We start from the raw sequence: 12,580 nt of genomic DNA, 5'->3' as shown, positions 1-12,580 counted from the left end.
CAATCGGGCAGGCAGCGCGGGGCGACCGCGTGGGCGATGGGCAGCGTGGCGCTGGTGAGTTCGGCGCAGCTGGGCATGCGCTGGGGCATGAGCCGTCTGCCCTCCCCTGATGCCTGGCCGGGTTTGCGCGGGCTGACACAACTGAGCCCTTTCGCCGTGCTGGTGATCGGCGCCGCGATCATTGCCTATGGGCTGTCGATGCTCGCCTGGCTGCTGGCGCTGCGCGACCTTCCGCTGAGTCGCGCCTATTCCCTGCTCAGCGTCAGCTACGGGCTGGTGTATGCCCTCGCCGCGGCGCTGCCATTTTTCCATGAGACGTTCACGGTATCGAAAACTTTGGGCGTCATCCTGATCGTGATGGGCGTGCTGACCATCAACCTTCGGCGCATTTCCAGCACTCCTCCACAGGGCTTTTCTTCATGAGAATCAGCGTTTTCGGTAGCGGGTATGTCGGGCTGGTGCAAGCCACCGTGCTTGCTGAAGTGGGCCACGACGTGGTCTGCATGGACATCGACCAGGCCAAGGTCGAGCAGTTGCGGCAGGGTCAGGTGCATATTTTCGAACCGGGGCTGGCCGGCCTGGTGCGCGAGAACCTGGAGAACAAACGCCTGCAGTTCACCACCGACGCGCAACGCGCGGTCGAGCACGCCGAGGTGCTGTTTATTGCCGTCGGCACGCCGTCCCGCGATGACGGCTCGGCAGACCTGACGGGTTTTTTCGCCGTCGGTGATGCCATCGCGACGTACCGCTCGGAGCCGCTGATCATCGTCGAGAAGTCAACGGTGCCGGTGGGCAGTGGCGACGCGTTACGCGCTCATATCGACAAGGCGCTGCGTCAGGCCGGTCGCTTGCTGCAGTTCGATATCGTCTCCAATCCGGAGTTTCTCAAAGAGGGTTCGGCGGTCAACGACTGCCGGCGCCCGGACCGCATCGTCATCGGCTGCGACAGCGATGCCGTGCGCAAAGTCATGCGCGAGCTGTACGCGCCGTTCAACCGCAACCATGACCGGATCATGTTCATGGACCTGCGCAGCGCCGAGCTGACCAAGTACGCGGCCAATTGCATGCTGGCGACCAAGATCAGCTTCATCAACCAGATCGCCGAACTGGCCGAACACCTGGGCGCGGACGTTGAGTCAGTGCGGCTGGGCATCGGCGCGGATTCGCGGATCGGCTACGACTTCATCTACCCCGGCTGCGGTTACGGCGGCTCGTGCTTCGGCAAGGACATTCGCGCGCTGATCCACAGCGCCCGGGAAGCCCATTGCTCCAACGACCTGCTGGCGGTGGTCGAGGCCATCAACGAGCGGCAGAAGAACAAGCTGTTCGAGCGGGTGAACGCCTTTTACGAAGGGGATCTGCGCGGCAAGACGTTCGCGCTATGGGGCTTGGCGTTCAAGCCAAACACCGACGACATGCGCGACGCGCCGAGCCGGGTGCTGATGGAAGCGTTGTGGGACGCCGGCGCCACCGTCCGCGCGTTCGACCCCGAGGCCATGCAGGAGACGCAACGGATTTACGGCCACCGCAGGGATCTGATTCTGATGGGCACGCCGGAATCCACGCTGAACGATGCCGATGCGTTGATCGTTTGCACCGAGTGGCAGCAGTTCAAGGCCCCGGATTTCGAGCTGATCCAGCAGCGGCTTGCCGCGCCGGTGATCTTCGACGGCCGCAACCTGTACGACACCGAACGCCTGGCCCAGAGCGGGTTTCACTACTTCCCGATCGGGCGCGGGGAATCCTGCGAACTGCCGATCCCGCAAAAGCAGTGGATGCCGTACAAAAGCGTGGCGGGTGGTTCGATGGTGTAGCAGCCGACGCCTTCCCGGCTAAAGCCGGTCCCACAATTGGGTTAGGCGCCGGACTCGCTGGATGCACGCGATGCACTCGATGCACTCGATGCACTCGATGCTTTTTAGTAGGACCGGCTTCAGCCGGGAAGAGGCCAGTGTGTACGACATCGATTTCGCGGTGTGACGCCTGACGCCTTCCCGGCTGAAGCCGGTCCCACAATTGGGATCGGCGCCGGCCCCGCTGGATGCAGTCGATGCTTTTTAGTGGGACCGGCTTCAGCCGGGAAGAGGCCTTTTTGTGCGCCACAAGATCTGCAGTGTGACGCCTGACGCCTTCCCGGCTGCAGCCTGTCCCACAATAAAGGCCCGGCGCCAGCCCCACGAGTTCTTCACACCCCTCAAACCAATTTTTGACAATCGCGGCCCTACTATCCCGTCACTGTCGCGAGGGTGGAATCATTACGATGCTGGTTGTTGAAGATCTGGTGCTGGACACCGGAAAATACAGGGCCTTCCGCGCCGACAAACGCTTGAAACTTAACCCGACCAACATCGACATACTGGCGCTGCTGATGCTGAGAAGTCCCGCTATTGTCAGCAAGGAAGAGATCGCCAAAATGCTCTGGGGCGAACAAGGTACTGACAAGAGCACCGGCCTCGGCACCCGCGTCCATCAAATCAGAAAAGTTGTCGATGACGGTTTTGCCTATCCGCTGGTTCATACGGTGTATGGCGTCGGTTATCAACTGTGCAAGTAAACCACTCAATACCTTATGTTGTTTCAGTCACCCCCTCCCTCTCCAGTTGCTTCCAGTCTTGCGGATTGATGACGCCCCTGATCACTGGCCTGTTGCGCTTGTCCAGCGAGATAAATACCGCCCCGTCGTATTCGCTGGTTTCGGCACTGGGATAACCCTGCTGACTTTCCAGCTGACCGATGCATTCGCTGTGGGTCACCAGGACCAGATTCCGGTTGATCGCCTTGTGCGCCATGACCCGACCGAGGTTCATGTTCTCGCAATCAACCAACCAGTCCTGGGATGCCACCGGATGGCCAAACAGGGATTGGGCGGTCTGCGCCGTGCGTGTGGACGGGCTGGCGAGGATATCGGTCTGCGCTAACCCCAACTGACCGAGCGAACGTCCCACCTGGGCAGACACTTGGCTGCCGTTGCGGGTGATGCCGTCCTTTGGACCCAGGCACTCATTATCCGACCGATCGCAGCGCTCGCCGTGGCGCACCAGCACCACCACTTCGCCTTTCTTCCAGCTCTCGTAAAGACCCGCCCTGCTCATGTTTTGCCCCCTGACGAGGTCAATCGGCGAACGGGACCAACAGGTATACCCCGTTAACAGCAGCAGCGACACGACGATACCCGAAGCGGTCAGCAGCACACGGCATTTAATGGCGCTGTTGAGTAACTTACCCGCTATTAGTGCGGGCGATACATTGACGTGTTCGCGCATCGTGTTGCTCCGACTGTTCAGTCCATGGCAGATGGAAATCTGCGGCATTGAATGGCAAGAAGCGTAAACAGCGATGTATGGTTATTTGGTTATGGGCTCGTGAAAAATACAGTGATGATCAAGCGTGACCACTTTCAACAGGAGAACAAGACTCGCGACTAAACGATCATGGGGTAAGACGTTTCATACCCACAGCGTCATCTTGTGATTAAAACCCTCAGCACGCCGTATATATCAACGCCGTTTTCACATCGTCTTCACCGCGAGCTGACTCGGTCACCCGTAACTTCCGTCAGCGCCGACTTATTTCCCGGCGAAGTTATGAACCCCACTTATCGGGACACTGACCGTGCGAAACCAACGATCACGATTTTATGCCTGGAACCTGGGTTTACCGATCGCCATTGCCCTGGGGATATTCGTGGTCTTCGACCTGACTTCGCTGGACGAGGTCATCAGCAACTGGCTGTATGACCCGAACCACGAATTCCCGTTTGGCCACAATCGCCTGTTTGAAAACCTGACCCACCGCTGGCCGCGGATCATTCCCGACCTCACGGGGGAAGCCGCGATCATCGGCTCGCTCCTGTCATTTCTCTGGCCGCTGTTGAAACCGGGGCGACACGACCGGCTTATAAGGTCGCTGGAGAGGTTGCGCATCGCCCCGCTGCTGCGCTTCACCACCCGCCACCGGCGGGACTTCCTGTTCATCGTTGTCTCGTTCGCCGTGATCACCGGCATGATCCACTTCTTCAAAAGCCACACCAGCATCTACTGCCCGGTCGAAACGACGCTGTACGGCGGGACGATGGAGAAAAAGGAGTGGTTCGAGAATTTCAGCCTGTTCCATGAAGCCGGCGCCGGTCGCTGCTGGCCGGGTGGGCATGCCTCCGGCGGCTTCACCATGGTCGCGCTGTACTTCGTCGCGCGCCGGTATCAATGGCGCCACGCCCGCGCGATCCTGTATGCCTCGATGATTCTGGGGGCGATCTACGGCACCACGCGCGTCCTGCAAGGCTGGCATTTCATGTCGCACACGTTCTGGGCCGGGGTGATCGTGTGGATCGGTGCGCTGCTCACTGCCCTCGCCTTCTATGGCTGGCGACAGCTTGCCCCTGGGCCCGTCGAGGAGGCCAGTCCCGCGCTACGAAAGCGGTCGGTGTCCGGGCCCAACGGAGTCACCGATCTGTAAATGTGGCATGAGCGGGTCAGCCATCCAGGCGTCGATCCAGCCGCGAATCAGCGTCGCCGGCATTGGCTCGGCGATGCCGAAACCCTGGCCGATCTCACAACCGAGCTGCAACAGGCGTGACGCCTGGGCGGGGCTGTTGACGCCCTCGGCGATGACTTCGCGACCGAACGCGCTGGCCAGCCCCAGTATCGCCTGCAGGATCGAGATGTCGCCGGGGGCGTCGAGCATGCCGTGAATGAACGTCTGATCGATCTTCAGTTGCGCCACCGGCAAGCGCTTCAAGTAGCTGAGGGACGAATACCCTGTGCCGAAATCGTCCAGGGCAAAGCGCACTCCCAGTTGCTCGCACGCACGCAACGTGCGCGAGACGCCTTCGACGTCTTCCAGCGCGCTGGTTTCGAGGATCTCGATCATCAGCATTTCCGGACCGACATCAGGGTGTGCTGCGAGTCGCTCGGTCAGGTTCGCCACAAAATCAGGGTGCTGAAGTTGCCGTGCGCCGACATTGATGCTCACCGCCAGATGCAGCCCTTCCCGTTGCCAGCGCTCGATCTGGCTCAAGGCACTTTCGAGCACCCACTCACCCACCACCTCCGCCAGTGAGCTGCTTTCGATCAGCGGCAGAAAACTGCCCGGCAACAGCAATCCGCGCTCCGGATGCTCCCAGCGCAGCAGGGCTTCCGCACCGACGACCGCACCCGTGCGCAGGTTGACCTTGGGCTGAAAATACAGGCGCAGTTCCCCCTCGCGAATGGCCTGATCGATACGGTCCAGACGCGCGTTGTGCCCACGCATCTCCTGGTCATGCTGCGCATCGAACACGTGGAAACGGTTCTTGCCCTCGAGTTTCGCCTGGTACATCGCCTGATCGGCCTGGCGCAGCAGTTGATCGGCGCTGATCTCGTTATCCTGCGGGTAGTAACTGACGCCGATGCTCGCCGACAGCGTCAGGTTCAGCGCGCCCACCTGCACCACCTCGCTGGCGGCCGTGAGCAGACGTTCAAGGATCGGCGCGCTGTCGCAGAGTTGATCAAGATCGACGATCAGCGCCACAAATTCGTCTCCCCCCAGACGCGCCAGCGTGCAGGCCTCGTTCAGGACGTTCTGCATGCGCCGGGACACGCTGGACAGTACCCGGTCCCCCACGTCATGGCCGTGCAGGTCATTGATCGCCTTGAAGCCGTCCAGGTCCAGGTAACCCAATGCCAGCCGGGTGCCGTTGCCCAAGGCATCGGCCATCGCCTGTTGCATGCGCGAGGCGAGCAGAACGCGGTTGGGCAAGTGGGTCAGCGGGTCGTAGTGGGCCACGTATTCCAGTTGCCGCTGGTAGCTGTGCAGTTCGGTGACGTCGGTGAACAGCGAGACGTAATGCTGGGTGACGCCGTGGGCGTCGACGATGGCGGTAATGGTCTGTCGCGCGGCATAGGCCGAGCCGTCGCGCCGGCGGTTCCACAAGTCGCCCTGCCAGTAATGCTCGGTCAGCAGGCTGCGCCAGAGGCTGACGTACTCGGCACGCGGGGTCATGCCGGAGGCAAGAAAGCGCGGGTTCTTGCCCGTCGACTCATCGCGTTCATAGCCGGTGATGGTGGTGAACGCGTCGTTGACCTCGATGATCGCGCCGGTCGGGTCAGTGATCATGATGCCCTCCCGCGCGTGGGTGAATACGCTGGCAGCGAGGTTGAGGCGATGTTCGATCTGCCGGCGCGCGGTGAGGTCGGTCAGGGTCACACGGATGCCGCTCGTCTCGCCGCCGTGGCGCACGCAGTTCAGCCGGGCCTGCCAGTGCGTGCCGTCGGTGCGCTCCAGGCTGAGATCGCACTCCTCCGCTTCCCCGGTGCGACAGACTCGGGCGAATACCTGCTGCCAGTGGTCGCGGTCCCGGCTGACGACGCGGCCGGCAAAGCGCCGTTGCAACAGGCGGTGGCGCGGGTAGGTCAGCAGCGTCTCGCCGGTGCGGTTGACGGCTTCAATGACCCCTTGGCGCGTCAGCGTGAGGTAACCCACCGGCGCGTTTTCGTACAAATCCAGGTAGAGGTCGCGGGAGGCCTCCAGTGCGGACTGGGCAACGCGCAGTTCCTCGTTCTGCATCTGCAACTCGGCCTGGTGCAATTGCAGGTCATGCAGCAGCCGGGCGTTGTCGTCCGGGTCCGGGATGTCGGGAGGGTTCGCCGGATGAACGATATGGGGCTCGAAAGGCGGGGTTTTCATGGTCGTCCCGCACCTCAGGCGTGTGAAGTGTCAGGCTGCATCGCCAGAAGAATCAGGTGCGGCCGCGTCGCGTCTCCCACCACCCGACGGGCGTTCAGGGTGATCGCCCGCGGGCCTGCATCGGTCAGTTCATGTTCCACGACGAAGCCGTCGAAACTGGTGTCGTTCTCCAGCAGGGTGCCGAGCTTTTGCCGCAGCGCCGGGATGTCCCACAGGCGGTTGTTGAGTTCAAAGAGTGTGCGACCGGTGGTCAGCGGCTCGGTCGTCGGAAAGGTGCGGTAGTAGGACCGACTGGCGGACACGACGCACAGGTCTTCGTCCAGCACCAGCAGCGGCTCGATGACCGTGTCGACGATGGCTTCGGCCAACTCGCGCGCCGCCTGCACGGCCTTCTGGTTGGCGATGCGGCTGTTGATGTCGTGAAAGGTCATGACCACGCCGTCAATGACGTTGTCCAGCGTGCGGTACGGTGCCAGCCGCGCCAGGAACCAGTTGCCCGACACAGTGCACAGTTCGATCTCTTGCGGGATCAACATGTCGAGCACCTCCTGTGCGGGGACCAGCAGGTCCATGGAGTGAATGTACGAAGAGATATCGGCCAGTGGCCGCCCCACATCCTTGGGGATCAGGCGGTAGATCTTCACGGCGTCGCGCGTGAAGCGGCGAATGATCAGCTTTGTGTCAAGAAATATAGTCCCGATATTGATGCTGTCGAGGAGGTTCTTCATGTCATTTTGCATGTCGCCGAGCTGTTCGATCTTCGTTTGAAGCTCGGCATTGACCGTGACCAGCTCCTCGTTGACCGATTGCAGCTCTTCACGGGAGGTTTCCAGCTCCTCGTTGGACGACTGCAATTCTTCGTTGGTCGATTGCATCTCTTCGTTGGCCGCGCCCAGCTCCTCGTTCAGGTGCTGCAACTCATCAATGGTCGCCTGCAGGTTCTCCCGCGTGTACGCCAGGTCGTGCTCCAGCAGCCTGACCCGATCGGGCGCCAGATGTGCGGCGGTATCCGGTACCGCGTCGGGCGGAATGTCCGCGCCGCTGGCCGGTTCCTGGAACGTGATCAGGAGCAACTGCTCGCCCTGAGCCGTGTTGCCCATCCGGCGCACGCTGAGGCTGACCCAGCGCGTCGCGCCGTCACCGCTGACCGGCAGCGGCCGGGTGGCAGTCGGCTCGGCGCTGAGGGCGGCACGCTGCACCGCACTGCGCAGGTCCAGCTGCAGGCCTTCGCGGGCCATTTCGACGACGTTGAGGCTGGGTTGCCCCGGCGCAGGGCGCAGGTAGCGGCCGGTGTCGCCGTGGACATACAGAATGTTGCCGGTCAGATCAGTGACCACCGAGGCAGGGCCAAAGTCCTGCAGCAGCGCCCGACGGGTCAGTTCGGCAATGTTGGTTTCCTTGGTCATGGTCGCGGGGCGGTCCGGGGGTCGGCTGATGGGGCTGGGCAGCCACGACAGCGTGCTGTCCATCGGCATGGATTTAGGGGTTCGGGTCTTCACGGCCCGGTAGAACTTCCATTTGCGCTGCAACGGCGTGAACAGTGTGGCATGCCCGCCGATGCTCTCGGAAGGCGAGAGAAACAGCACGCCGTCAGGCTTGAGCGCGTAATGAAAGGTCGGGATCAGGCGGTTCTGCAGCGCATGCCCCAGGTAGATCATCAGGTTGCGGCAGCACAGCAGATCGATGCGGGTGAACGGCGGATCCTTGATCACGTTCTGCACCGCGAACACGATCATCTCGCGGATTTCCTTCTTCACCCGGTAACCGCCTTCGACGCGACTGAAATAGCGCTCCAGGCGCTCGGCACCGACGTCACGGGCGACGGAAAGCGGGTAGAACCCGGCGCGGGCGATGCTGATGGCATCGGCGTCCAGGTCGGTGGCGAACACCTGAATGCCCGGCGCCACGCCGGCAGCCTGACCCTGCGGATGCAGGAGCTCGTGCAGAACGATGGCCACCGAGTAGGCCTCTTCACCCGTGGCGCAACCGGCAATCCACACCCGCAGCGGCTCATCGCCAGCCTTGGCGTCGATCATCGGCTGGAGGATCTGCCGCTGCATGACCGTGAACGCGGCCGGGTCACGAAAGAACTGGGTGACGTTGATCAGCAATTCGCTGAACAGCGACTTGCATTCCTCCGCCGAGCCCTGCAGCAGCCGCAGGTAGTCGTCCTGACTGGCGAGGTGCATGATCTGCAGCCGTCGCTCGATGCGCCGCGCGATGGTGCTCTTCTTGTACTGGGTGAAGTCGTGGCCGGTCATGGTGCGCAGGTGCAGCAGAATCTGCTCGATGGCGTCGCCCTGCGTCGTCGAAGGTGCCGGGCCGTCCGGGTCCGTGCCGCCGGTCAGTACGCCGGGCATTTGCTCGACGCTCATCACATGACTGGCGTTGCCCGCCTGGATCGCGCTGTCGGGCATGCCGCTGTAGGTCGCCTCCTCCGGCCACTGCACCAGGGTTCTGCCGCCGTGATCGAGGATCGCACGGCAGCCGGCGGTGCCGTCCGCACCGGTACCGGACAGAATCACGCCGACCGCCCTCGTCCCATGGTGCTCGGCCATTGAGGCGAAGCAGGCGTCGATGGGCAGAGGGTGACCGCGCTCGCCCTCGTAGCGGGTCAGGACCAGCGCGTCGGCCGTCACGCTCAAGCCATAGTGCGGCGGGATCACATACACGGTGTCGGCGTCGAGCGGCGCGCCATGGCTGGCCTCGACGACCCTCATGCGGGTCGAACGGGCGAGGATTTCGGTGAGCAGGCTGGGCGTGGTCGGTGCAAGGTGCTGGATCACCAGAAAGCTCATGCCCGAATCGCTCGGCATCAGGCTCAGGAAGCGCTGCAGCACTTCCAGGCCGCCCGCGGACGCGCCAAGGCCGACGAGCAGTCGGCCCTGGGGGCGGTGGTGCTGCGCGATGTCGGACACGGGATCCCTCATGTGGCAAATGGACGCGGATGATGCCCGCTGCCGGCCGGCCGGGCAATGGCGGATAGGCCGCCAGGCCTCGCCGATGAGTCGCCCCGACGGGTCAACAAGCCAGACAGGCGCCTGCATTAATGTCACACTGACGCCCGGCCTGTCCCTGATAGCGCTGTGCCATACTCTACATATGCCGGGTCACAGCGTCGCGCGTCAATGCCGTTCATCCAGAAGCGGAAATCTCTTCCCGCGCCCCCAGTCCATCCCTTTCTCTGAACCACTGTGTCGAGATGTCGCCCATGAAGTCGGACAACGTACAAATTGGCCCGCTGGATTTCCTGCTGGGTGGGGGTGAGATGGGGCAGTTGATCCGGGATTTCGACTGGGCGTCGACGTCACTGGGGGATCCGGCAGCGTGGCCGCAGTCTCTGCGCTCGGCCATCAGCATCTGCCTGCACTCCAGCTTCCCGACCGCGATCTATTGGGGCGAAGACTTCTGCCTGCTGTACAACGACGCCTGGGCACCGATCCCGGCGGATCGTCACCCGGCGGTACTGGGCCACCCGGCGCGGGAGGTCTGGCCGATTATCTGGGACGTCGTCGGGCCGCAGCTCGAAGCCGCCGTCCGGGATGCCGAGGGCTTTTCGGCGTTCGACCAGCGGTTGATGATGGAGCGTGGCGGGAGCCTGGTGGAGACGTGGTGGAACTACAGTTTCACGCCGATCCGCGGGGAAAACGGGCGCATCGCGGGCATCCTCAATCAGGGCCACGAGGTCACTGACCGGATTCTCGCCGAGCGTCGCCGTACGGACCAACTCGTCCGTCAACGCAAGATGTTCGAGCAGGCGCCCGGCTTCATCACGGTGCTCCATGGCCCCGAGCACCGCTTCGAATTCGTCAACCAGTCCTACACCCGGCTGTTCGGCGAGCGCGATTACGTCGGCAAAACCATCTACGAGGCATTCCCGGAGCTCGCAGGCCAGGGCTTTTATGAGTGGCTCGACGGGGTCTACCGCACCGGCGAGCGCCTGGTTCAGCAACACACCCCGATCCAGCTCAGTCACCCGGACGCCCCGTGCGAAGTGCGCTACCTGGATTTTATCTATGAGCCGCTGCTCGATGATGCCGGCCAGGTGACGGGTATTTTCTGCGAAGGCCACGACGTCACCGAGGCGCATATCTCCCGGGCGGCGCTGGAGGCCAGTGAAGCGGCACTGCGCGAGGAAACCCGCACGCTGGAGACACTGAATCGGGTGAACGCCGAGCTGGCCCTCGACCTGGACCTCAAACGACTGGTACAGACCGTGACCGATGCCGGACGAGAGATGACCGGCGCACACATCGGCGGCTACTTTCACAACGTTGCGGGCGATCACTTCGATCTCTTTACGCTGTCTGGCGCGCCGCCCACGGAATTGGCCCGGTTGCCAGGCCCGCGGGCGAGCCCGGTGTTCGCGCCGGCGTTCCTCACCGAGGGCGTGATGCGCTCCGACGACATTTTGCCGGACCCACGCTATGGCGGCATCACGCCGCATTTCGGCTTGCCGGCCGGCCATGCGCCGGTGCGCAGCTACCTGGCAGTCTCGGTGGTGTCGCGCTCGGGGGAGGTGCTCGGCGGACTGTTCTACGGCCACTCGGAGCCGGCGCAGTTCAGCGCGCGTCACGAAGCACTGATGTCGGCGCTCGCCGCTCAGGCCGCCATCGCCATCGATAACGCGACGCTGTTCCAGCAGGTGCACAGCGCCAACGAAACCCTCGAACAGCGGGTGCTGGCCCGTACCCGGGAATTGTCTGAAGCCCACTCGGCCCTGCGCCAGGCGCAGAAGATGGAAGCCGTGGGCCAGCTCACCGGCGGCATCGCCCACGACTTCAATAACTTGCTCGCCGGGATCCTCGGCAGCCTGGAAATGATCGAGCGGCGCATCGCCAACGGCCGGGTGGACGGCCTGGACCGCTACGTCAGCGCGGCCCATGACTCGGCCAATCGCGCCGCCCAGCTCACCCAGCGGCTGCTGGCGTTTTCCCGTCGCCAGACACTCGACCCCAAGCCGACCGACGTCAACCGCCTGGTGGCGGGGATGGGTCAGCTGATCTCTTCGACCCTCGGCCCCTCCATCGGCACGCGGACGATCGCCAGCGGTGACTTGTGGCTGAGCAAGATCGATGCGCCGCAGCTGGAAAGCGCGCTGGTCAACCTCACCCTCAACGCCCGCGACGCCATGCCGGAAGGCGGCGAACTCACGGTGCAGACCCGCAACGTGTCCTCAGACAGCGACGCGGGAGTGGCCGCGCAGCTGCCCGACGGCGACTTCGTGGAAATCAGTGTCAGCGACACCGGCATGGGGATCGCCCCGGAGATTCTCGATCGGATTTTTGACCCGTTCTTCACCACCAAACCCATCGGCCAGGGCACGGGCCTGGGGCTGTCAATGATTCACGGCTTCGTGCACCAGTCCGGCGGGACGATTCAGGCGCGTTCCACCCACGGCGCAGGCACGACGGTTTCGCTGTATTTGCCGCGTTACCTGGGAGACAGCCATTTGGCCCCAGCCCGCAGCGCACCCCAGGCCCGCAGCAGTGGCGAATCCGTTCTGGTGATTGACGACGAACCCCACGTGCGGATGCTGATGTGCGACGCCCTGCGCGAGCGCGGTTATGCCGTCACCGAAGCCATGGACGGACCGTCGGGCCTGCAGATGCTGCGGTCGATGACCTCGATCGATCTGCTGGTGACCGATGTCGGGCTGCCCGGCGGCATGAATGGCCGGCAGGTCGCCGATGCCGCCCGTGCGCTGCTGCCTTCGCTGAATGTGCTGTTTGTCACCGGCTACGCGGAAAATTCGGCGGTGGGCGGTGACCAGCTCGAAGACGGAATGGCCGTGCTGCTCAAGCCCTTCGGCATGGACAGCTTCACGCGGAAGGTCAGCGACATACTCGCGGCGTCACCCCCCTCGCCCCCTGCGGAGCGCGACGGCCGCGGGGTGGATGACTGATCAGTCAGCTTT

Annotated in this window: 7 protein-coding genes and 1 pseudogene; 5 read left to right on the top strand and 3 right to left on the bottom strand. The window is 63.3% G+C overall.

The features are described 5' to 3' along the window. The first annotated feature begins 36 nt into the window (after window positions 1-36). From arnF to SLW74_RS12060, 3 genes and pseudogenes are all read left to right on the top strand, one after another. Window positions 37-442 (top strand): annotated as a pseudogene (arnF, locus tag SLW74_RS12070) (4-amino-4-deoxy-L-arabinose-phosphoundecaprenol flippase subunit ArnF). Beyond that, window positions 420-1,814, top strand: coding sequence for a UDP-glucose dehydrogenase family protein (locus tag SLW74_RS12065; protein ID WP_410929008.1), 1,395 nt, complete (start codon window positions 420-422; stop codon window positions 1,812-1,814). Before arnF ends, SLW74_RS12065 begins: the two are co-directional and overlap by 23 nt. Before the next feature lie 446 nt (window positions 1,815-2,260). Beyond that, window positions 2,261-2,554 (top strand): winged helix-turn-helix domain-containing protein, encoded by a 294-nt coding sequence (locus SLW74_RS12060; RefSeq protein ID WP_296309061.1) that lies wholly within the window; start codon window positions 2,261-2,263, stop codon window positions 2,552-2,554. A gap of 13 nt (window positions 2,555-2,567) precedes the next feature. On the opposite strand, the gene SLW74_RS12055 is transcribed toward SLW74_RS12060, so the two are convergent. Further along, on the bottom strand, window positions 2,568-3,263 hold the full coding sequence (locus SLW74_RS12055) for a histidine phosphatase family protein (RefSeq protein ID WP_410929007.1): 696 nt from the start codon (window positions 3,261-3,263) through the stop codon (window positions 2,568-2,570). A 349-nt stretch (window positions 3,264-3,612) separates the two neighbouring features. Between SLW74_RS12055 and SLW74_RS12050 the strand changes: the two genes are divergently transcribed. Then, a complete protein-coding gene (locus SLW74_RS12050; protein ID WP_410929006.1) occupies window positions 3,613-4,455 on the top strand; it encodes a phosphatase PAP2 family protein in 843 nt (280 codons plus the stop codon). Here the strand turns inward: SLW74_RS12050 and SLW74_RS12045 are convergent. Then, window positions 4,408-6,663 carry a putative bifunctional diguanylate cyclase/phosphodiesterase gene (locus SLW74_RS12045; protein ID WP_410929005.1) on the bottom strand — a complete coding sequence of 752 codons (2,256 nt, stop codon included), beginning with the start codon at window positions 6,661-6,663 and terminating at the stop codon, window positions 4,408-4,410. The genes SLW74_RS12050 and SLW74_RS12045 overlap by 48 nt on opposite strands. Before the next feature lie 14 nt (window positions 6,664-6,677). Then, window positions 6,678-9,581 carry a chemotaxis protein CheB gene (locus SLW74_RS12040; protein ID WP_410929004.1) on the bottom strand — a complete coding sequence of 968 codons (2,904 nt, stop codon included), beginning with the start codon at window positions 9,579-9,581 and terminating at the stop codon, window positions 6,678-6,680. 293 nt (window positions 9,582-9,874) lie between these two features. Here SLW74_RS12040 and SLW74_RS12035 point away from each other — a divergent pair, with 293 nt between their 5' ends. After that, window positions 9,875-12,568, top strand: coding sequence for an ATP-binding protein (locus tag SLW74_RS12035; RefSeq protein WP_410929003.1), 2,694 nt, complete (start codon window positions 9,875-9,877; stop codon window positions 12,566-12,568). Window positions 12,569-12,580 lie beyond the last annotated feature (12 nt).

Origin of the sequence: Pseudomonas sp. W5-36, assembly GCF_046540455.1 — a bacterium.
Taxonomy (GTDB): domain Bacteria; phylum Pseudomonadota; class Gammaproteobacteria; order Pseudomonadales; family Pseudomonadaceae; genus Aquipseudomonas; species Aquipseudomonas graminis_B.
The sequence above is the reverse complement of the archived record's forward strand: the minus strand, read 5'-3'. Positions and strand labels throughout refer to the sequence as shown.